The sequence below is a fragment of the Niabella sp. ZPM-14 genome, from assembly GCF_055693045.2.
Genome location: NZ_CM181148.1, coordinates 2,975,919 through 2,997,289 on the forward strand (window position 1 = coordinate 2,975,919; position 21,371 = coordinate 2,997,289).

Sequence of the window (21,371 nt, forward strand, 5' to 3'; positions counted from 1 at the left end):
AGTAACTCATAACCAAAAATTCAACATGAAGCTCTGGCAAAAAGATACAACCGCATTAAAAGAGGTGGAAACATTCACTGTGGGTAAAGACCGGGAAATGGATCTGTACCTGGCACCTTTTGATGTGCTGGGTTCTCTGGCGCATATTGAAATGCTCGAGTCCGTTGGGTTGTTGGAAAAAAGTGAGCTTGAGGCATTGCAAGCTGCATTAAAAACCATCTACCAACAAATCCAGGCTGGCGAATTCAAACTGCAGGACAATGTAGAAGACATTCACTCGCAGGTAGAACTATTGCTTACCCAGAAGCTGGGCGACGCAGGTAAAAAGATCCACAGCGCCCGCAGCCGCAATGATCAGGTCCTGGTTGACTTAAAGCTGTTTCTGCGCAGTGAGATCGAAAGTATGGTACAAACTATTCTTCCATTTTTCGAGTTGCTGCAGACGCAAAGTGAAAAATATAAAAAGGACATGCTGCCGGGCTATACGCATTTGCAACTGGCCATGCCATCCTCCTTCGGGCTGTGGTTTGGCGCTTATGCCGAAAGCCTGGTAGACGACGTCATTACTTTGAAATCAGCATTTGATATCGTTAATAAAAATCCTTTGGGCTCTGCCGCGGGTTATGGCTCCTCGTTTCCCATCAACAGGCAGATGACCACTGATTTGTTAGGTTTCTCCAGCCTTAATTATAACGTGGTATACGCACAAATGGGTCGTGGAAAGGCAGAGCGGATCGTGGCGCAGGCATTGGCCAACATCGCGGACACGCTGGCCAAAATGAGCATGGATGCTTGCTTGTACCTGAACCAGAATTTTGCATTCATTAGTTTCCCTGCGGAGTTAACAACCGGTAGCAGCATTATGCCGCACAAAAAAAATCCCGATGTATTTGAGCTGATCCGTTCGCATTGCAACCGCATAAAGGCACTGCCTAACGAAATATCGATGATGACGACAAACCTTCCTTCGGGGTATCACCGCGATCTGCAGTTGCTGAAGGAACATTTGTTTCCGGCATTTAAAACATTAAAAGACTGCATTGAAATGGCGGGCCTGATGCTTTCTAATATCGAAGTGAAGAAAGATATCCTGGCCGACGAAAAATACAAATACCTGTTCACAGTTGATCTGGTTAACCAGTTGGTCATGCAGGGTGTTCCGTTCAGGGACGCGTATATACAGGTGGGCCGGTCGGTAGAAGACGGCTCTTATGCTCCGCCCAGCCCGTCCTTTAACGGATCGGAGGCAAGGGCGCATGAAGGCTCCATTCAAAACCTCTGCACGGAGGATATAAAATCTCTGATGGACAAGGTGGTCGCCGGGTTTGAGTTTGAGAAGATACACGCGGCTATTAACAAGCTGGTAAGCTAAGGTCTTTCGGAAAGAGATAACCTGTCATCTTTCGGTGAGGCTGATTAAGTCCATAACATTTTATTCCGATTGGCGTACTTTGTGAACAAATCGCTGAGCACTTTGCGGTAAAAGTCACTATTTCAGCAACAGGTGCAGGAGCGACGGATTATAAACCTAAACAATATTCCAAAACTATGTTGTTACTTAAAAGGCTGTCTTTCGTTGTACTGCTGTTTACAACGCTTTCAGTTGCGGCGTCAGATACGTTGCATGTCATTCCTTACAAAGGGGAAACAGTTGTTACAGATCCTGCCAACGGATTTAATTTATACAAAAGATGGGGCGTGTTTCCTGCTTCTGACATTCCGATCAGGAAGATCGTGCTGCATGTAAAGTTTGAATGTCCGGACAACATGCGTTGTGCCGATTGGGATTATCTTGACTTTATCAAAATAAAGAGAATGGGCGGCGTCAATGGCGTCGACAAAGATTTCGAGATCGCGCGCATGCTGACGCCTTATGGCGGAGCCTTTAACAAAGATTGGAATTTTGATTGGGAGCTGGATGTAACGGATTTCAGTTTGTTGCTGCGCGACAGTGTAGAGATCGAATACAATCACACAGGCTACGAGCCCAATAAAGACAGGGGTTGGAAGCTAACGCTCGATTTTGAGATCATCAAGGGCACACCTGCCGTCATCCCGGTAAGTATTCAGAAAATTTATAGCCAGTCATTTGTTTATGGCGATAGCGCTGTTTCCATCGAAGAGCAGTTAAAGCCGGTTTCTTTTACAAAAGAAGCGGGCGCCGATTTTGCAAAGTTCAGGATCTATCAAACAGGACATGGTGCTAATGAAGGAGATTACTGCGGAGAGTTTTGCAGCAAAAAACGGATGATCGTTTACAACGACCAATTGATTGACACGCGGCCGATGTGGCGGGAGTGCGGCGACAATCCTTTGTACCCGCAGGCCGGAACATGGATTTACGACAGGGCCAACTGGTGCCCCGGCTATTTACAGATCCCTGACATCTATTACCTGCCTTTGCAATCAACCAACAGCATCGATGTAAATATGGAAGCTTATCGCGTCAACAAAACGCAGGCGGTAGAAAATATAACAGCGTATATCATCCAATATAAAAAAGCCGCAACAGCTTATGATGTGGCTGTTACAGACATCAAACGCCCGACAGATAAGTTAGTCTATGGCCGGGAAAATCCGGCAGTCTTTAAACCCATCGTGGTGCTCAGGAATAATGGCGCTCAAACGCTCACTTCTGTCAGTATCCGCTATGGAACGGTTGGGTTCAAGCAGAAGACATTTGCCTGGAAGGGGCATCTTTCCCACGGCATGGAGACAGAGGTGGAGTTGCCCGGACTTATCGATGCGGCAGAAGGGGAAAATTATTTTACCGTGTCGCTGTCAAAACCCAACAACAAAAAAGATGCGTACGGAATGGACAATGCCATGTCTGCCAGGTTCACAGCGGCGCCGGTTCATGCTGAACAATTGGTGTTCGTTCTTAAAACCAACAACGAACCCGAACAAAACAGTTATACCATTACCGACATTAACGGGAAGATCCTCTTCGAGCGCATGTTAGACAGCACGATGAAAAACAAAACGTTCAAAGACACGGTGCTGCTATCCCGGGGAGCTTACCATCTGCTGGTGAAAGACAGCGCCAACGATGGACTGGAATTCTGGGCCAACCGCCGGGGTGGCAGCGGATACATGAGAATAGAGGATGCCAAAGGCAACCTCGTAAAGCAGTTCATTGGCGACTTTGGAAGCTTTATCAGTTATCATTTTACGACTACAGAAGACAGTACCCGTTGGGCAGCCATGAACAAGGAAATTGCTGTGACGCTGTATCCTACCAGTACGTCCGGTCCCACTACATTGAACTATTTCAGCGGTACCGCTAAAGACGTAACCGTTCAGATCATAACAGACGAAGGCGCAGTATTGGTCCAGGAACATCATTATAAAAATCTGAAAGAAGCGTCGTTGACTTACGATATGTCTTATCGGCCTGCACAACGTTATTATATAAAAGTCTTTGTCGACGGACAACTGCAATTCAATAAGCGCCTGCGCGTGGTAGAAGCGAGACAATAATTGAATGAACGGGTTGCGTTGAAATAAATGGATCAAACTTATCACAATATCGCCCGGAGGCGATAGCATAGTCGTACGAGGCGAAGACGCCTCATACAGCGCAATTTTCTGAAACAGCGCCTGCAGGTCCATTGCCGCGCACTAACTGATTCCTTCTGCTATGCTGATATAAAACCAAAATAAACATATGAAACACATATTGCTTTTGCCTTTTTTAGTGCTTCTTGCTACCATCTCCTCAGCGCAAAATCCAATTGCCCCACCCGGTGTATATATTGCCGATCCTGAGGCAAAGGTGTTTAGAGACGGCCGTTTGTATGTGTATGGTTCGCGCGATGAAAGCGATGCCTATTGGTGTTCCTACACGCACCACGTGTTATCAACCGATGATATGCTTCATTGGAAATTGGATGAAAATATATTTACATCAAAGGGACGCTACGACGCCATTAAGGCTTCCGATGCGTTGCTGTTTGCACCGGACTGTATAGAGCACAATGGTAAATATTACCTGTACTACTGCACGCCGGAGCCAACCCATGCGGAAGGCGTGGCTGTCAGCGATCATCCTGTAGGACCCTTCGTTAACGGTACGCAGATCCCGGGCGCTTACGAGATAGACCCGGCCGCGTTTGTAGATAAGGATGGCCAGGGTTATTTATATTGGGGACAAGCCAAACCCAAAGTGGCTAAGCTGTCTAAAGACCTGTTGTCCATTGACACAACGACCATTGTTGAGCCTTTGAAGGAGGGTAAAAAGGTATTTCATGAAGGCTCTTCCATCCGTCGCATTGGAGATTGGTATTACCTGGTCTTTGCTGATGAAAGCCGTAACAAAAGGCCCACCTGTCTTGGATATGCCATGAGTAAGTCGCCTATGGGTCCTTTTATTTACAAGGGTGTTATAATCGATAATAATGGTTGTGATCCGGCTGTTTGGAACAATCACGGGTCTATACAACAATACAAAGGACAGTGGTATGTATTTTATCACCGTGCGACCAATAACTCGCAAAAGTTTCGTAAAGCTTGTGTAGAGCCAATTACGATTGCCAGGGACGGAACAATTAAAGAAGTGGAAATGACCTCTCAGGGAGCCGGTGCGGCTCTAAGTGCTTTTGATCCGATCGATGCGGCACGCGCCTGCCTGATGAAGGGAAATGTGCGCATCAGCCCATTACCGGCAACAGATATCCCCAACGAGGGCCTTACAAAAATGAAGAACCATGATTGGGCAGCGTTTAAATACATCGATTTTAAAAACGGGGCCGGGTCTTTCCAGGTAAAAACTATGGGAGCGGGTCAAGGCGTTATTGAAATTGTATTAGACAAGCCCGATGGAACCGTCATTGGCGCCTGCGAAATCAATTCAACAGCAACTCAGGCCGCATTTCATATATCTGAAACAAAAATCAAAACCGTCAAAGGGGTACATGCAGTATACCTGCGTTTCAAATCCGCTCAGGATGCAATACCTGACGTAGACTGGTTTTCATTTGGGGGAAGGGCGACAGATAATAAATGACAGTCAATGCTGACGGCTATCATCTGTCAACCGTAAACTGTCAACTGTCAGCTCCCATCGCTGCTTCATCCAGCATCCAGATCACATTCCCTTTTTTCAGGCTTACTTCCTGAACCGGGTAGATTGATCGGGCATTTTTAGAAAATAGATGTTTCACCACAGGCGCTTTTGCGGCGCCGGCTACCAGGAACATGGCTTCTTTGCTGCTGTTGACCAGGCGATAGGTGGAGCTTAAGCGGAAAGTTTGCTTGCTTTCGACCCATACCTCTTTGATAAATTTTTTCTTTTCCTGAAGTACATCAGTTCCGGGGAATAAAGAAGAAGTATGTCCGTCATCACCCAGACCCAGGAATGTCAGATCGATCTGCATTTTGCTGCCGAGCGCCTCTGTCATCATCTTTTGATACTGTGTCGCGCAGGTAGCTGCGTCGCCTTTAGTAGGCATCGCAAAAATATTTTTCCGCGGAATCTTAACATGATCCAGCAAGGCCTCTTTGACCATTTTATAATTGCTGTCTTCGTGGGTATGCGGCACAAACCTTTCATCGCCCCAGAACAGCTGAACTTTCTTCCAATCAATGTTTCTCGAAAAAGCAGGTGTAGCAAGCAATTGATACAATCGCTTCGGCGTGCTGCCTCCCGATAACGATACGGTAAAGTTTCCTTTGGCGGCAATATGGTTGTTACATCTTTCTACAAAATAGTGGGCTGCGGCCAGGCTTAGGGCTTCTGCATTTTCCCAGATCAATTTGATTTGTTGCATTATATCTTTTTTAATTTTATCGTTTTAGGTTTCTTCTGTTCCGATAGCAGCAGCCATTTGGTTGTGCCTTCGGTGATCAGTTTTTCCGCTTCCCTGGGTCCCCAGCTACCGGCTTTATATTTCTTCAGGTCTTTGGAACTTTTTGCCCACGCGTCCAGGATCGGCATTACAATTTTCCAGGCGGTTTCGACCTGGTCTGCACGGATGAACAGCGTGGCATCGCCTTCGAGCGCATCCAGTAATAGCGCTTCGTACGCTTCAGGTGCGGCTTCTTCAAAGGAGTTTTTGTAGGTGAAGTCCATTTCCAGTGGCCGCAGCTTCATTTTGAGTCCGGGCACTTTTCCTTCAAACATCAAACTGATTTCCCGTTCGGGCTGGATGCTGATGATGAGGCGATTGGGTTCTATATCATCCTTGAAGATCTTGTGCGGGCCGTCTTTGAACTGGATCATAATCTCAGATGATTGATGTTCCATACATTTGCCGGTGCGCAAATAAAACGGAACGTCTTTCCACCGGCCATTGTCTATAAAGAGTTTCAAAGCCACATAAGTTTCGGTTTGAGATCTGGGGGACACATCTGCTTCCGAGCGATAAGCGGCCTGCGGCTGCCCGTCAATGCTTCCCGCCGTGTACTGCGCCCTTACTACGTTTTGGGCCACAGATATCGAATTGAATGGCCGTACTTTCTTAAGGACCTTTACTTTTGCTTTCCTGATATCTTCCGCATCGTAATTAGTGGGGCAATCCATTGCGATCAGGGATAGCAATTGCAGCAAATGATTCTGTACCATATCTCTCAGAGCGCCACTTTTGTCGTAATAGCCGCCACGCGTACCAACACTCACCGACTCAGCTACTGTGATCTGGATCTGGTCGATAAACTTGTTGCTCCAAAGCGGTTCGAAAATATGATTGGCAAACCGGAATGCTAAGATATTCTGCACCACTTCCTTGCCCAGGTAATGATCGATCCGGTAGATCTGGTCTTCATAAAAATGATTGCTCAGTAAAGTATTGAGCTTTTGTGCCGACTCCAGGTCGGTTCCAAACGGTTTTTCTACAATGATCCGGTCTTTTTTACGGTCTTCAGCAATACGGTGTTCCGAAATTTTGGTGGATATCACCTCAATGAAGCGTGGTGCTACGGAATAATAGAAAAGCCTGGTGCCGCGGGTTTTAAGGCCCTTGTCATTTTCTTCAAGGGTATCATTCAGGCGAAGGTACAGGTCGTCTGCGGTAAAATCGCCCTGTATAAAACGCAGATGCTGCGAGAAGGCTTTCCACTCTGCCGCTTTAGCCTTGCCACTCCTGGAAAAATTGTTGATGCCTTTTAGAATATGCTTTTTATATGCCGCTTCGGTCAGGTTTTGAAAATCGATACCGAAGATGGTAAACTGATCCGGAAGGTAGCCGTAAATAAATAAATTGTAGAAAGCCGGGATCAATTTACGCCAGGACAAATCGCCACCACCACCAAAGATGATAATATTTGCCGGAGTCGTTTTAAAGTTCATGTTTAAAAAAGTTGATTGTACATAGTTAATAGTTCACTGCTTGTGTCAGCCCTATTGCAATATTTAGCGTATGCTCCACGGTGGATTTTTTCTGTTATCACCCGCGAAATATAAGATAATTACATTGTTGTCTAAATCTCTGAGTCTGGCTTCGCGCCAAAGCCAGGGTTGATCTTTCGGTAGTTCCTCAAATGTGATTCCTGCTTGTTGAAGATGGGCGACATCATTATCTAAATCTTCACTTTCAAAATAAATCCATGTTTTATTAAACGAATCCACCTCATTGCATTGATGAAGAGAAAATGTGGTATCACCTTTTAAACACTCAAACCTTGCATATTTTGGTAACGACTTAACAATTAACCTCAATTGCAGTGTTTCATAAAACCGGATAGATTGCTCAACATCGGTTACCTGTATGGTTATCTGGTTTAAATTTAGTTTCATTGATAAAAGAGATTCTTTTAAAGAAGTTCATGAATCTGCTATGAACTATCAACAATGAACTATTTCCCCGCTCCCCACTCTGTATGAAAACTGCCTTCCTGGTCAATACGTTCATAAGTATGTGCACCAAAGAAATCTCTTTGCGCCTGTATCAGGTTGGCCGGTAACCGCTCCTGTGTGTATGCGTCGAAATAACTAAGCGCCGTAGAGAAGGTTAATGCCGGTATACCCGCATCCATAGCGGTTTTCAGGAAATTCACCAGGCCATGCCTTTTTTCTTTGAGGATAGGGATGAACACGGGAGACCCGATGATATTCTTCAAGCCGGGCTCGTTGCTGAAGGCTTCGTACAGATCGTTCAACAATAAAGACCTGATAATGCATCCTGCACGCCATACTTTAATGACCGTTGGAATCGGGATATTGTATTGGTAAGTCCTTGAAGCTTCCTCCAGTAGTTCCAGGCCCTGGCCATAGGCCATCATGAACCCGAAATGCAGGGTGTCGCGGCAATCTTTTTTAAGCGCTTCTACGTCAACACCGGTTTTCTTATTTTGGTGGACATAGGATTTTGACAGTTGGGCGCGTTCCTCTTTCAAGGCAGACAGGTAGCGCATACTGACAGACGTATCAATGGTTGGAATAGGAACGTTAAGCTCCAGTGCACTTTGGGATGTCCAGAGACCGGTGCCTTTTTGTTTCGCCTTGTCCAGGATCAGGTCGATCAGGTCCTTGCCGGTTTGCGGATCTTTTGTGTCGAATATCTCCGCAGTGATTTCAACGAGAAAGGATTGAAGTTCCGATTTATTCCAGCTATCAAAGAGCTCATGAAGCTCGGCATTGCTCAGGCCTTCGTTTTTCAACAGGCCATATACTTCGCTGATCATCTGCATTACCGCATATTCAATTCCATTATGCACCATTTTCACATAGTGGCCTGCAGCGCTGTTGCCCATAAAAGCCACGCAGGGTTCGCCGTCGGCCTTCGCGGCAATGGCTTCAAAGATCTCCCGGACGAGTTCATAACTTTCTTCATTGCCTCCCGGCATCATGCTCGGTCCGCGGCGGGCGCCTTCCTCTCCTCCCGACACACCCATGCCGATAAAGTGAACGCCGGAATTTTGCAGGGTGACATAACGCCGTTCGGTATCTACGAAATGGGAGTTACCGCCATCGATCAGGATATCGCCCCGCTCAAGGTTAGGCAGTAATTCTTCGATCACATTGTCAACGATCTTTCCCGCAGGCACAAGGAACATGATCACACGCGGGGCCTTCAGGCTTTTGATCAACTCGATGGACGAGGACACAGTGGTGACGGGCCTTTCCTGCGCTTCTTCCAGCATGCGGTTGCGTTGTTCTTCACTTCTGTCGTACCCGCATACCGCAAAACCGCGGTCGGCTATATTCAATACAAGATTGCGGCCCATCGTACCCAATCCGATCATTCCAAAATGTGCATTCATATTATTTATTTTAAAGATAGGTAGCTTTTTATAAAACAGGGCGGTACACGAACACAAATTATACCGTTTAATAAAACCTTAAATATTCTTTTCCCGGGTCACAATTTTATCACCTTCTTCAGGTTTTACGATGAATTTCGTTATTTTCACATTAAGAACGGATATATATTAAGACCATTTTTAGAAAAAAGAATAGTATTTGCAATGTTTATCAAAAAAACATTACCGGCCTTCGCTTTGTTCGTATTATGCGCCTGCGGTGATAACTTACCCAAAAAGACAAATGTATTAAACAGAAACCCACCGCCCAAAAAACCGGTCGTAAAACAAGATCCTTCCACTACTCCGCAACAAAATCAGACCGTCTTCACGCGCCCGGAACAGATTACCCGCAACGACAGAAAGGAGGAGACTCCTGAACCTGCTAAAAGAACGGAACGGCCGCGCGAAGTGTACAAGCCTCCCGTTAGCAGCGCCAGTAATTCAGGCCAACTGGCCTACAGGTCCGCAGAATATTACCGCCACATTACAGACAGTATTCAATCCTTTGCAAAGACCACATACGAAAAGACCATTGATGAGATCATTAACCAGGTGTCGAAGAATCCGTCTCAGAAAAGGAATCCTGCTGTTAATTCTCAATGGTATGCATCGGTAAACTTCAATGTGCGGAAACCCAATTTCGTGGTGCTGCATCATACCGCACAGAACTCGGCCGAACAAACCTTATTTACCTTTTCCATTTCGAGAACGCAAACCAGCGCGCACTACGTTGTAGGCCGCGACGGTGTGGTGTACCAGATGCTGAACGATTATGTGAGAGCCTGGCACGCCGGAAACAGCAAATGGGGCAGCATCACGGATATGAACTCCTGTAGCCTGGGTATCGAGATCGATAACAATGGCAGCGAGCCTTTTTCCGACGCGCAGGTTACAGCGCTGATCAAATTACTGGACTACCTGAAAGATGAGTACGGTATTCCGCAAGCCAATTTTATCGCGCACTCAGACATTGCGCCATCGCGAAAAAGTGATCCCAGCAAATATTTTCCCTGGAAAAGGTTAGCAGATGCCGGTTTTGGTTATTGGTACGATACTTACAATTTGCAAACTCCTCCTTCAGACTTTAATGCCCTGTTGGCATTGCGCGTCATGGGATATGACATCAGCAACCAGTCTTCTGCAATTAAGGCATTTAAATTGCATTATATCCAGAATGATGTATCCGGTACTTTGACCGAATACGACAAAAAAGTATTGTACAATTTGTACCGGAAGTTCTGAGCGCAATAGATTCGTTACTGTAAACTGTGTATAATCTACACATATTTGGCATCAATCTCTATATTTGTAAACTACTAAAACTCGGGCAGTTTACCGGTATTGCCTTGATAACTGGCAAAACTACTGCGCGCGATCCCGGTTAAATATAAAGATAGATGACAGAAGAACATAAGAGACTCAGAGAAAATGCGACTAAAGCGATACCCCTGGAAAAATGGGGGCCCTACGTGAGTGAAAGACAATGGGGCACCGTTCGCGAAGATTACAGTGAATACGGAGACAGTTGGGGCTATTTCCCGTTTGATCATGCTCACTGCCGCTCCTACTTCTGGGGAGAGGACGGACTGGCGGGCATTTCCGACTACTTTCAAAACCTGTGTTTTGCCATTGCGCTGTGGAACGGCAAAGACCGTATCCTGAAAGAGCGCTTATTCGGCTTGGGAAACTACGAAGGCAATCACGGGGAAGATGTGAAAGAGCTGTATTATTACCTGGATAATGTGCCAACGCATTATTACATGGAATACCTCTATAAATATCCACAGGAAGAATTTCCCTACGATCAGTTAAAAGAAGAAGGCGGTAAGCGGTCCAAGCTCGAGCCTGAATACGAGATACTTGATACCGACGCATTTAAAGATAACCGGTACTTTGATGTGCGCATTAAATATGCGAAAACCAACAGCACCGATATCGGGATTCGAATAGAAGTAACCAACCGGTATAAAAAGGCCGCTTCAATTACAGTGTTGCCGACCTTGTGGTTTTATAACCGATGGACCAAACACGGCAGCTTAAAAACCAAGCCCAATTTTTCACCGGCAGGATCCAACACCATATTTGCCGAGCATCCGAGATTGGGCAATTACCATTTTTATTACCAGGAGGCAGACGACGCGCTGTACACGGACAATGAAACAAATACGGAAATTGTTACCGGGCAGCCTAATGCCAGTATTTTCACCAAGGATGCTTTTCATCAGGCCATTATTCACAAGAAGAACGTGAATGAACTGAGAGAGCGGAAGGCAGGCACTAAATTTTCGCCTGTATATAATTATACCATTCCGCCCGGGGAAACGATCACCATTCATTGCCGCTTAACGGAGGAATCGCTGAAAGAACCTTTTGATAGTGACTTTGAACAGCTTTTTGGAAAAAGAAAAAAAGAAGCGGACGAATTTTACGCAAAAATATTTCCCAAAGGAGTAAGCAAAGCGCTGGCAAAAGTACAGCGGCAAGCGCTGGCGGGCTTGCTTTGGAGCAAACAATACTATCATTACGATATTGAAAAGTGGCTCTCCAATTCGGATGGAATCACGCCCAACTCTGACCGGCGTAAATATGGCCGGAACAGTGAATGGAAACATTTAAAGAACCAGGACGTCATCTCGATGCCAGATAAATGGGAGTATCCCTGGTACGCCGCATGGGATCAGAGCTTTCAGTGTATATCAATGGCTGTGGTCGATCCGATGTTTGCGAAAAACCAGTTGTTGCTGTTGATGCGTGAGTGGTACATGAAGCCCGATGGACAGTTGCCTTCTTATGAATGGAATTTCAGTGATGTGAATCCGCCCGTTCAGGCTTGGGCCGCTATGGAGATCTTTACCATTGAAAAGAAAACCAGGGGTAAAGGAGATATTGATTTTCTGAAAAAAGTCTTTCATAAACTCCTGATCAACTTTACCTGGTGGATCAACCGTAAAGATCTGAAGGGGGATAATATTTTTGAAGGCGGGTTCCTGGGTTTGGATAACATTGGTGTGTTTAACCGGAGCTTTCATGATAAAGGAGAGATTCAACTGGAGCAGGCAGACGGCACCAGCTGGATGGGCGTCTACGCTTTAAGCATGATGGACATAGCCCTCGAAATTGCCATGGTCGACAACAGCTTTGAAGACGCCGCCACCAAATTCTTTGAACACTTCATTCTTATTGCAGAAGCGCTTAATGAGCATGTGCTTTGGAATGAAGAAGATCAGTTCTTCTATGATGTATTGTGTATGCGCGATGCGCCCCCGCAGCCGTTGCGGATACAGTCGATAGTAGGCCTCACCTCGCTTTATGCCGTCGCCACCATACGAAAAGAAGTATTTGAAAAGCTTCCGGATTTTGCCAAGCGATTTGAATGGTATAAAAATTACCGACTGAAGAACAACCGCTACTGGCCCAAAGAAGAGCACAGCGACGGGGAAGAACTGTTGCTTTCGCTGGTGCAGACGGACAAGTTGAAGGCCATGCTCAAGCGACTGCTGGATGAGAATGAATTCTTGTCAAAAGGCGGTATCCGGGCATTATCCAAGTACCACGAGCAACATCCGTATTCGGTAACGATCAATGGCGAAGTTCACACAATACAATACGATCCGGGTGATTCCACATCCGATATGTTTGGCGGGAACTCCAATTGGCGCGGCCCGGTGTGGATTCCCATCAATTTCATCATCATACAGTCCATCAGAAGGCTGGGTAAATTCTACCATGACAGCCTGATGGTCGAATATCCAACCGGCTCAGGTCAACAAGTCAACTTATACAACGCGTCCACCCAACTTGCTAAACGGGTGATCAGCCTGTTTGAACGCGACAAGAACGGCGACCGGCCAATATATGGTCCTTACAACTGGTTTTATAAGCAACCGGGTAATGAGGATCTGATTTTATTTTTCGAGTATTTTCATGGAGACACGGGAAGAGGATTGGGAGCCAATCATCAGACCGGCTGGAGCGCGCTGGTTGCGGAATTGATCAGCGAGCTGGCGGAGAAAGAGTGATGTTCGGAAGGTCTCTGTCTCTCATCCATAAACAGCTTCATTACCGCTGATTTGCGCAAACGTTTGCGTAAATGATGGTCACGTCGACAAGTTCCTTTATTTTTAAGGCTATTTTATATTAATTTTTCTACTACATGAACGCTGCTGCATCTACAATCGAAAGAAAAAGTTCTCTTGGGCCGATCATTATCATCGGTATACTGTTTTTCATTTTTGGTTTCGTGACTTGGGTCAACAGTACCCTGATACCTTATTTGAAGATCGCTTGTGAGCTGACCACTTCCGAGGCGGTGTTAGTGACGTTTGCATTTTACATCTCTTATGCCGTGATGGCCTTTCCTTCATCGTGGGTATTGAAAAAGACCGGCTTTAAGAAAGGGATGATGGTGGGCTTGCTGGTAATGGCTGTGGGTGCGCTCATGTTTATTCCCGCCGCCAGGTCGCGCAATTACGATCTGTTCCTTTTAGGCCTTTTCGTGATCGGTACCGGACTGGCGTTGCTGCAGACAGCTTCTAATCCCTACATCACGATTCTCGGTCCGATTGAAAGCGCTGCGAAGCGCATCAGTATCATGGGTATCTGTAACAAGGGTGCAGGCGCCCTGGCCCCATTGATCCTGGGCGCTATCGTATTGAAAGATTCATCCGGGTTGGAAGAGGCGCTTTTGACCATGAGTGCGGATGAAAAGGCTGCTACGCTGACTGAATTAGCCTCCCGCGTGATCATGCCTTACGTCGTGATCGCCGCGGTGCTGATATTGCTCTCCATATTCATTTATTTTTCAGCATTGCCCGAGGTGAAAGCCGAAGGCGAAGATGAAACGATTGAATCCCCTGGTAAAGTGGTGAATCGGGAAAGTATCTTCAAATATCCTTATCTCTGGCTGGGTTTCATTACTCTGTTCCTGTATGTGGGTGTAGAAGTAATGGCGGGCGATATCATCCAGATCTATGGCAACTCCATCGGCATCAGCCTTGATGAGGCCAAACACTTCACGTCGTACACAATGATCGGTATGCTGGTAGGCTATATTGTAGGCATCCTGACGATTCCTAGATACATGTCACAAGCCACTGCGTTGCGCGCCTCAGCCATTTTAGGTATCCTTTTTAGCCTGGGGGCTATTTTTACGACAGGATATACTTCTGTACTTTGCATTGCACTGCTGGGACTCGCGAATGCGCTGGTATGGCCGGCCATCTGGCCATTGGCTATTGAAGGCCTGGGTAAATATACCAAGCTGGGTTCTGCGTTACTGGTGATCGGTATTGCCGGGGGTGCTGTGATTCCCAAGTTATGGGCTTCTTTAGGAGAAAACATTGGCATGCAGCAAGCCTTTTGGATCATGGTGCCTTGCTACGCGTTCATCCTGTTCTTTGCGATGAAAGGAAACAAGATTGGAAAGACCGTTTAAGTTTTGCTATATAAAGGATCAACCTGTTGTTTCAGGCCCGGAAGGGTTTGAAACAGCAGCTGATAAAGATCAAAGAAGATTATCTTAACAGTAACTCACAGGGCTTCAGCCCTGTTTGTTTTTTAAAGGCGGTGCTGAAATGCGAAATAGAGGAATAGCCCAGCATCATAGACACGTCAGTAACGTTGAGGCCTTTTTCATAAAGGAGGTATTTGGCGTGTTCCATCCGCTGATTCTGATAGAAATCGAAGATCGTGGTACCAAACATTTCTTTAAAACCTTTTTTAAGGTAACATTCGTTCATGGCCACTTTCCGGCTCAGCTCTTTAATGGTGATGGGCTGCCCGATATTCTGGATCAGGATATCCCGCGCCAGCGTGATCTTTTCACGGTCTACATCGCTGTTCAGGAAGCGGCAGGCCAGGATTTCTTCTTTATCAGAAACCCAATCCATACTATATAATAACAGCATCTGGAGCTGGGCATTTACATAAATATTTTCCAGGCTTCCGGTATATTTATGGTTCACGAGGGATTCAATCACCCCACGGGTCTTGCAGCAGAGCGGTATATTTTTCTGAAAAGAATCTTCCTTGTTAAAGCGCAGCAACACATCGGCGCTGGCGGTAGTTAATGTTTTCCCGTTTACAAACTGTGCGAGCTGGGGTGCCGAATAATCGACCGATACCATGTCGTAGCTGGGAACGCTTTGAGCGCAACTTTTGGCATTACCAACCGTACATTTCTGGCAGCTTTCAGCAGCACAATACATATTGCCGGCAACACAAAACCTTAATTTTAAGCTATTTTGATCGTTGCTGCGGCCCTTGTAATCATAATTAACAATGCCCACATCGTCAGCGGGATCTTCTTCATCGCGCATGAATCGCTTGATAGAATAATGCACCGATCCGGGAATCTGCCGTTCTTTACAACTGATCGGCTTTAAGCCCTTGACGGCCTGCATCCATTTACCTGTCACCGCTTCTATTTCTTGTTGCTTGCTCATGGGAATAGTTGCAAAAATAATATTGTTAGCCAAATTAATCAACTAACAGTTATTAGTTATAAATTTGATGGCTATATCTGGTTAAAATGCGTTCCGGATATTATCAAATATTTAAATTTGCACGCCGCTCACTTAAAAATATTCTAACTCGATGGTTTTGCGGGGCTTTCGAAACTTATAAAGCTTTTAATGATACATTTCAATTCATACATCCATCCCGATGCCAAAGTTGCTACCAACGTAAAAATTGATCCCTTCACTGTTATTCATCCCAATGTGGAGATCGGGGAGGGCACCTGGATCGGATCGAATGTAACTATCCAGGAAGGCACAAAAATCGGTAAGAACTGTAAAATTTTTCCCGGAACGGTAATTGGTTCAGAACCGCAGGACAAGAAATACGCGGGTGAAAAGACTACGGTCGAGATCGGGGACAACTGCGTGATCCGCGAGTTTGTGACCATCCACCGCGGTACGGCCGATCGCTGGAAGACCGTGGTAGGTAACGGATGCTGGATATTGGCCTACAGCCATATCGGTCACGATTGTATCATTGGCAACAATTGCACGCTCAGCAACAGCACGCAGATCGCCGGACACGTGGTCCTCGGCGATTATGTGGGATTTGGAGGAGTGGTAGCCGTGCACCAGTTTGTAAAGATCGGCTCTCACTCGTTTATCAGCGGGGGATCCCTCGTAAGTAAAGATGTACCTCCCTTTATCAAAGCCGCCAGGCAACCGTTAAGCTATGCCGGCGTCAATTCTGTAGGATTGAAAAGAAGAGGCTACAGCATCGAAAAAATAAATCATATCCTGGACATCTACCGGATACTTTACAATAAAGGTCTTAACGTAACGCAGGCAGTGCAGATCCTCGAAGAAGAGTTTGCTGTTACCGAAGAGCGCGATGAGATACTGACGTTTATACAGGAAAGTACCCGTGGTATCATCAAGCGATACAGTAAAGGAGGCAACGGCGATGACGATTCAATTGCATAACGCCGCCAAACGCTATAACCGCGATTGGATCTTCCGTGATGTTACTTACACATTTCAAGCAGGCAACTGGTATGCCATAACAGGCCCTAACGGCAGTGGCAAAAGCACGCTGCTACAGGTGTTGAGCGGTGCCGTATCGCTTAACGATGGTTCCTGTGCACATGCGTTGGATGATGTTCCTGTGCCGCCTGAAAAGGTCTATAAGCATATTTCCCTTTGTGCACCTTATTTAGAGTTGATTGAAGAGTTTACGTTTGCAGAGCTGTTGACCTTTCACCAATCCTTTAAGCCCTTTCTCCGGCAGGCAAAGGTCGATTTTATTGCGAAGGAAGTGAACCTCGAAAAAGCGATGCATAAGAAGATCAACGAGTTCAGCAGCGGTATGAAACAGCGCGTAAAGCTGGCCCAATGTGTTTTTTCCGATACGCCCGTAGTGCTGCTCGATGAACCCTGCACCAATCTTGATGTTGCGGGCATTGAACTTTACAAGGAACTTATTCATAAATATTGCAGCAATCGCCTCGTGATTGTCAGCAGTAATGATCTGCAGGAATATGGCTTTTGCAAAGAGGTCGTTGATATTACTGCATACAAATAGCGCGACTTCCGATCTGCACAGCATATTCTTTACACCCAATAAACCTGCGCCACCTCAGTCTTCCGTCCTCTGACTTCGGACCTCCGACTTCCCGACCCTCAGTCTTCCGACTTCCGTCTTCTGACTTCCGACCTCTTTCTAAATCTCCGGCAACATCAATCTTCTTCTTTTCGAATAGATCCTGATAGCTACGACCAACAATACGCAGATCGTCAGGTCCACATTTTTAGTAGTCACAAGGTATTTATTGATCAGAATAAATACCAGGCCGCCGGCTGCGCAGGCAGTGGCATATAATTCACCTCTTCTCAAAAGTAAAGGCGGGTAGCCACAAAAAATATCTGCGATCAATCCGCCGAAAGTAGCCGTTACCACTCCCATCACCAGGGCGTAGGTCGTGTTGGTGTCGTTACGCAATGCCACTTCTATGCCCGCAGCAGTGAATAGTCCCAGGCCGATCGCATCCGTAAAGAAGATGGTGCGCCGGAAATTGTTGACCTTATCTTTCACAAGAAACGTCACAGCCGTTCCGGCAAATACCAGCCCGAAAGCCAGGTTGTCGTTGATCCAGCTTAATGGCCTGACGCCGAGCAGCAGGTCGCGCAGCGTGCCGCCACCATAGGCCGACACAAATGCTACTACCAATCCCCCGAATACGTCCAGCTTGGCTCCGCGTGCCTTGAAGGCACCGGCAAGCGCAAAGACGAATATACCCAGGTAGGTGATAACTTTCAGAAATGTCACTTTGCAAAAATATACGCTTACCGCCGTTCCGGGCGTGCATTGCCGATATACAGATAAAAAATTTTCTGTACGTTTAAGGGACAAAAAACAAAAGCAATGGATTTTAGTACAATACTTTTTGATGTGGAAGACCATATCGCAACGATCACCATCAACCGGCCGGATAAGCTCAACGCGCTGAATAAAACGGTGTTTGATGAACTTGAAGCAGCGATTAACCAGGTGATCAGCCGGGAAGATATCAGGTCGGCAATGATTACGGGCAGCGGAGACAAGGCCTTTGTTGCGGGTGCGGATATTTCAGAATTTACAAAACTGGATGCGGACACTGGCGCAGCCCTGGCGCGACGCGGACAAGCCGTGTTTGAAACAATCGAAAACAGTCCCAAGATCGTAGCGGCAGCCGTTAACGGTTTTGCGCTGGGTGGCGGCTGTGAATTGGCGATGGCCTGTCACTTCAGGGTAGCAGGCGACAACGCCCGGTTTGGACAGCCAGAGGTGAACCTGGGCCTCCTGCCCGGCTATGGCGGAACCCAGCGTCTCACGCAGCTCATCGGAAGGGGACGCGCGATAGAGCTGCTGGCAACCGGCAATATGATCGACGCATTGACCGCATTTAATTATGGCCTTGTCAACCATGTCGTAAGTCGCGAAGAGCTGCTGCCCAAAACACGTTCTGTGCTGGCCGTCATCAACAGCAAAGCGCCCGCCGCCATTGCATCCTGCATCCACGCAGCAAAATATGCCTATGATGCGGACCGGAAAGGCTTTGAAACAGAAGCGCTTGCGTTTGGGAGACTGTTAACGACCAACGATGCCAAAGAGGGTATTGCCGCCTTTCTTGAAAAGCGGAAACCCGTGTTCACGAATAGTTGATCCGGTTGCTGCGTTATTCTACGAAAAAGTCGGAAAGTTATAGATTTCCTAAAACTGGAACAGGATTTGCTTCTTTATAGAAAACGCAACAGCAAGATGATGACAATACGCGAAAATGGGTGCTATTGCTTGACATTGGAAACTATTGATACGGTAGATATCTTTACGAAACCTATGTACAAACAGATCATTGTGCATAGTCTCAATCATTTTATTGACAGTAAGGGCTTGATCGTATACGGATGGTGTCTTATGTCCAATAAACTCTATGTCATTTGTCAATCTCTTGAGCACATATCTCTGCCTGAATTAAGAGATGGATTTATGATTTTTACCTGTGAAAAGATCATCGAAGCAGTGAAAGAAGAACCTAGCGAACGAAACGCCTGGTTGATCAAGCATTTCATTCCGGTCGCGGAAGATGCTGCCAATGACCCCCGCTTTTCCTGCTGGGGTGATGTGAAAACCACCGCCCAGATTGATATGCGCCAGCCTCAAAGCATGGCCGAACAGCTCGAATTTATACACAGCATTCCTGTAAAAGAAAGAGTTGTCCAATATTCTTCTGATTACATTTACAGCTCGGCAAGGGATTATGCCGGTATGCCCGGATTGGTCAAAATCAGCAAACCCGCCACCGTGGAGCGTGAGCTCTACGAGATCGAAAGCCGTAAAAATGGTTTTCGCACCAATTACAACCAGCAATCCTGATCCTGTTAAAATTAGTGCCAGACCCAAGGTGCTTTTTGTCAACCAATATCTTTGCAAAAAGTAAAAACCCCGTCGTATCTGAATGCCTCGTAAGAAAAGATATCATTACAACAACCTGAAACTGATTGCCTCTGTAGCCCTTCTCTGCGTACTGGTGCTCGGATTGTTACAATGGATAGAATCGAGGAAAGTGAAATTCATTCATTATGATGCCTTCGGGATAGATATGCCGGTGGCCTATTCTATACACGGCATTGACGTGTCCCGCTATCAGAAGAAGATCGCCTGGAAAGGTGTCAAAGAGATGAACGTCAATAATATTCAGCTCAACTTCGCCTTTATCAAAGCCACTGAAGGGCAGGGACTTACGGACAAATATTTCAAGTCTAACTGGCGCAACGCCAGGAAAGCGGGCATTACCCGGGGAGCCTATCACTTTTTTATTGCAAGTCAGGATCCTTCCAAGCAGGCGCAATATTTCATTTCGCGGGTCAAACTGCAGCCCGGCGATCTGCCGCCGGTCCTGGATGCCGAACAAGCCAGCATCTTCCCGGTTAATATGTACCGGCAAAAGGTTCGCGCCTGGCTGGCGATCGTGGAGGCACATTACAAGGTCAGACCTATCATCTATACCAATGCCGAGTTCTATAAAAAATACCTGGGTCCCGAATTTGATGAATACCCGCTTTGGGTAGCGCATTATTATGAGAAGAAGAAGCCGCGCATCAACCGCGACTGGACCTTCTGGCAACACAATGACCTGGGCAATGTCAACGGCATTGATGCCAAGGTAGACTTCAACGTTTTCAACGGAGATATTGTTGCGTTCAATGCCTTGCTGATCCAATAGCTACTTCCTGAGCTGAGGATAGAATGATAATCCCAGGGACAACAAAAAATTGCGGGACTGAACGTTATAGGTAGACAGATCCGGCCTGAGCGTTTCATCGCCGCCATTAGATTTCGTAGTAAACGGATCTGTTGCAAAATGAAAGCCCAGGTCCAGCTTTAGCCAATCATTATTTTTGAAGCCTGTTTGCAGCAAAACAGATGGCTCGAACAATCCAAACGTATTCCGCCGGGCTTCGTCATACCCCAGCACTACTTCCTCTTCTGTGTTATAATTAGTCTGAATGCGTTGCAGTTTCGTCAGAGAAAAGCGCGGCGCAACCGACATCCTGAGGTAATCGTTAAAAAAGAAATTGAAGGAAGGGTGTAGAAAATACTTAAGCGTATTGGCCTTGTACCAGCGACTGCGCCCGGCTTCAAAAGGATTCGCGTTGTCTGTCGAGGACATCCGTCCAAAGCCCACACCCGCTACGCCATTAAAATAGGCTTTGTCGCCCGCTCCCACAGGCGTGTAGAAGCCGGCGCCTATTTCAAACATATGCCTGTCGTAGTGGACGCTCGTACGCTGTGACGTGCCCGAAAGATCATCATCCTTAAATCGGTCTTTTTCACTGCGATACATACCGCTTGCTGTCAGCATAAAATGATTGGTAACAGCAACGGCCGCCTGTCCGTCAAATCCGGCCGAGCGGTTTGGCGAGTCGTCTTCATCATCATCTGAAGAGATAAGGCTGGCGGGGTTACCTGCGGCCGCCGCAGAAAATTTAAAATCTCCCTGTTGCCGGAAAAAGGCTGCATTATGTGTCGAAGGGGCATTGATGTACCGGGGGTTGGAGCAGGCTCCGAGTAATACGATCATTGCTGTTAAGCAGATCAGCAGGTTGTGGGGCTTTTGTATGTTCATGCAAATG

18 protein-coding genes are annotated in these 21,371 nt (G+C 46.5%); 11 read left to right on the forward strand and 7 right to left on the reverse strand.

Annotated features, from left to right (window positions below; genetic code table 11):
* Positions 1-25 precede the first annotated feature (25 nt).
* From argH to ACU37H_RS12615, 3 genes are all read left to right on the forward strand, one after another.
* The gene (gene argH / locus ACU37H_RS12605) at positions 26-1,372 is read left to right on the forward strand and encodes an argininosuccinate lyase (RefSeq protein WP_472703908.1); all 1,347 of its coding nucleotides are present in this window, start codon (positions 26-28) and stop codon (positions 1,370-1,372) included.
* 176 nt (positions 1,373-1,548) lie between these two features.
* Complete coding sequence (locus tag ACU37H_RS12610; RefSeq protein ID WP_472703906.1) at positions 1,549-3,480, forward strand: peptide-N-glycosidase F-related protein; 1,932 nt, start codon at positions 1,549-1,551, stop codon at positions 3,478-3,480.
* A gap of 187 nt (positions 3,481-3,667) precedes the next feature.
* On the forward strand, positions 3,668-5,005 hold the full coding sequence (locus tag ACU37H_RS12615; protein WP_472703904.1) for a family 43 glycosylhydrolase: 1,338 nt from the start codon (positions 3,668-3,670) through the stop codon (positions 5,003-5,005).
* Positions 5,006-5,045: 40 nt separating this feature from the next.
* Here ACU37H_RS12615 and pgl read toward each other — a convergent pair whose 3' ends face one another.
* From pgl to gnd, 4 genes are all read right to left on the reverse strand, one after another.
* On the reverse strand, positions 5,046-5,768 hold the full coding sequence (gene pgl, locus ACU37H_RS12620) for a 6-phosphogluconolactonase (RefSeq protein WP_472703902.1): 723 nt from the start codon (positions 5,766-5,768) through the stop codon (positions 5,046-5,048).
* Positions 5,768-7,285, reverse strand: coding sequence for a glucose-6-phosphate dehydrogenase (zwf, locus tag ACU37H_RS12625; RefSeq protein ID WP_472703900.1), 1,518 nt, complete (start codon positions 7,283-7,285; stop codon positions 5,768-5,770). Before zwf ends, pgl begins: the two co-directional genes overlap by 1 nt.
* A 63-nt stretch (positions 7,286-7,348) precedes the next feature.
* A complete protein-coding gene (locus ACU37H_RS12630; RefSeq protein ID WP_472703898.1) occupies positions 7,349-7,732 on the reverse strand; it encodes a VOC family protein in 384 nt (127 codons plus the stop codon).
* A gap of 59 nt (positions 7,733-7,791) precedes the next feature.
* Positions 7,792-9,198, reverse strand: a complete 1,407-nt coding sequence (gene gnd / locus ACU37H_RS12635; RefSeq protein WP_472703896.1) for an NADP-dependent phosphogluconate dehydrogenase — start codon at positions 9,196-9,198, stop codon at positions 7,792-7,794.
* 204 nt (positions 9,199-9,402) lie between these two features.
* Between gnd and ACU37H_RS12640 the strand changes: the two genes are divergently transcribed.
* The 3 genes from ACU37H_RS12640 (at position 9,403) to ACU37H_RS12650 (ending at position 14,674) form a co-directional block, all read left to right on the forward strand.
* Complete coding sequence (locus ACU37H_RS12640) at positions 9,403-10,482, forward strand: N-acetylmuramoyl-L-alanine amidase (RefSeq protein ID WP_472703894.1); 1,080 nt, start codon at positions 9,403-9,405, stop codon at positions 10,480-10,482.
* A gap of 155 nt (positions 10,483-10,637) precedes the next feature.
* Complete coding sequence (locus tag ACU37H_RS12645; protein ID WP_472703892.1) at positions 10,638-13,259, forward strand: MGH1-like glycoside hydrolase domain-containing protein; 2,622 nt, start codon at positions 10,638-10,640, stop codon at positions 13,257-13,259.
* A gap of 134 nt (positions 13,260-13,393) precedes the next feature.
* A complete protein-coding gene (locus ACU37H_RS12650) occupies positions 13,394-14,674 on the forward strand; it encodes a sugar MFS transporter (protein ID WP_472703890.1) in 1,281 nt (426 codons plus the stop codon).
* Between the two features lie 79 nt (positions 14,675-14,753).
* Here ACU37H_RS12650 and ACU37H_RS12655 read toward each other — a convergent pair whose 3' ends face one another.
* Positions 14,754-15,683 (reverse strand): helix-turn-helix domain-containing protein, encoded by a 930-nt coding sequence (locus tag ACU37H_RS12655; protein WP_472703888.1) that lies wholly within the window; start codon positions 15,681-15,683, stop codon positions 14,754-14,756.
* 189 nt (positions 15,684-15,872) lie between these two features.
* On the opposite strand from ACU37H_RS12655, the gene lpxA reads away from it, so the two are divergent.
* Positions 15,873-16,682, forward strand: a complete 810-nt coding sequence (lpxA, locus tag ACU37H_RS12660; RefSeq protein ID WP_472703886.1) for an acyl-ACP--UDP-N-acetylglucosamine O-acyltransferase — start codon at positions 15,873-15,875, stop codon at positions 16,680-16,682.
* Positions 16,663-17,280 carry an ABC transporter ATP-binding protein gene (locus ACU37H_RS12665; RefSeq protein ID WP_472703884.1) on the forward strand — a complete coding sequence of 206 codons (618 nt, stop codon included), beginning with the start codon at positions 16,663-16,665 and terminating at the stop codon, positions 17,278-17,280. The genes lpxA and ACU37H_RS12665 overlap by 20 nt, the downstream gene beginning before the upstream one ends.
* Positions 17,281-17,418: 138 nt before the next feature.
* Here ACU37H_RS12665 and ACU37H_RS12670 read toward each other — a convergent pair whose 3' ends face one another.
* Positions 17,419-18,024: a trimeric intracellular cation channel family protein gene (locus ACU37H_RS12670; RefSeq protein ID WP_472703882.1), complete on the reverse strand. Its 606-nt coding sequence runs from the start codon at positions 18,022-18,024 to the stop codon at positions 17,419-17,421.
* Positions 18,025-18,120: 96 nt separating this feature from the next.
* Here ACU37H_RS12670 and ACU37H_RS12675 point away from each other — a divergent pair, with 96 nt between their 5' ends.
* From ACU37H_RS12675 to ACU37H_RS12685, 3 genes are all read left to right on the forward strand, one after another.
* Positions 18,121-18,900 carry an enoyl-CoA hydratase/isomerase family protein gene (locus ACU37H_RS12675; RefSeq protein WP_472703880.1) on the forward strand — a complete coding sequence of 260 codons (780 nt, stop codon included), beginning with the start codon at positions 18,121-18,123 and terminating at the stop codon, positions 18,898-18,900.
* A 324-nt stretch (positions 18,901-19,224) separates the two neighbouring features.
* Positions 19,225-19,611, forward strand: a complete 387-nt coding sequence (locus ACU37H_RS12680) for a hypothetical protein (protein WP_472703878.1) — start codon at positions 19,225-19,227, stop codon at positions 19,609-19,611.
* A gap of 82 nt (positions 19,612-19,693) precedes the next feature.
* Positions 19,694-20,461, forward strand: a complete 768-nt coding sequence (locus ACU37H_RS12685) for a glycoside hydrolase family 25 protein (RefSeq protein ID WP_472703876.1) — start codon at positions 19,694-19,696, stop codon at positions 20,459-20,461.
* Here the strand turns inward: ACU37H_RS12685 and ACU37H_RS12690 are convergent, their stop codons facing one another.
* Entirely contained in the window at positions 20,462-21,364 is a 903-nt protein-coding gene (locus ACU37H_RS12690; RefSeq protein ID WP_472703874.1) for a hypothetical protein, read from the reverse strand.
* Positions 21,365-21,371: the final 7 nt, after the last annotated feature.

Coding starts and splice junctions, on each gene's coding strand:
- argH (WP_472703908.1), top strand. CDS start 26: ATGAAGCTCTGGCAAAAAGATACAACCGCATTAAAAGAGGTGGAAACA.
- ACU37H_RS12610 (WP_472703906.1), top strand. CDS start 1,549: ATGTTGTTACTTAAAAGGCTGTCTTTCGTTGTACTGCTGTTTACAACG.
- ACU37H_RS12615 (WP_472703904.1), top strand. CDS start 3,668: ATGAAACACATATTGCTTTTGCCTTTTTTAGTGCTTCTTGCTACCATC.
- pgl (WP_472703902.1), bottom strand. CDS start 5,768: ATGCAACAAATCAAATTGATCTGGGAAAATGCAGAAGCCCTAAGCCTG.
- zwf (WP_472703900.1), bottom strand. CDS start 7,285: ATGAACTTTAAAACGACTCCGGCAAATATTATCATCTTTGGTGGTGGT.
- ACU37H_RS12630 (WP_472703898.1), bottom strand. CDS start 7,732: ATGAAACTAAATTTAAACCAGATAACCATACAGGTAACCGATGTTGAG.
- gnd (WP_472703896.1), bottom strand. CDS start 9,198: ATGAATGCACATTTTGGAATGATCGGATTGGGTACGATGGGCCGCAAT.
- ACU37H_RS12640 (WP_472703894.1), top strand. CDS start 9,403: ATGTTTATCAAAAAAACATTACCGGCCTTCGCTTTGTTCGTATTATGC.
- ACU37H_RS12645 (WP_472703892.1), top strand. CDS start 10,638: ATGACAGAAGAACATAAGAGACTCAGAGAAAATGCGACTAAAGCGATA.
- ACU37H_RS12650 (WP_472703890.1), top strand. CDS start 13,394: ATGAACGCTGCTGCATCTACAATCGAAAGAAAAAGTTCTCTTGGGCCG.
- ACU37H_RS12655 (WP_472703888.1), bottom strand. CDS start 15,683: ATGAGCAAGCAACAAGAAATAGAAGCGGTGACAGGTAAATGGATGCAG.
- lpxA (WP_472703886.1), top strand. CDS start 15,873: ATGATACATTTCAATTCATACATCCATCCCGATGCCAAAGTTGCTACC.
- ACU37H_RS12665 (WP_472703884.1), top strand. CDS start 16,663: ATGACGATTCAATTGCATAACGCCGCCAAACGCTATAACCGCGATTGG.
- ACU37H_RS12675 (WP_472703880.1), top strand. CDS start 18,121: ATGGATTTTAGTACAATACTTTTTGATGTGGAAGACCATATCGCAACG.
- ACU37H_RS12680 (WP_472703878.1), top strand. CDS start 19,225: ATGATTTTTACCTGTGAAAAGATCATCGAAGCAGTGAAAGAAGAACCT.
- ACU37H_RS12685 (WP_472703876.1), top strand. CDS start 19,694: ATGCCTCGTAAGAAAAGATATCATTACAACAACCTGAAACTGATTGCC.
- ACU37H_RS12690 (WP_472703874.1), bottom strand. CDS start 21,364: ATGAACATACAAAAGCCCCACAACCTGCTGATCTGCTTAACAGCAATG.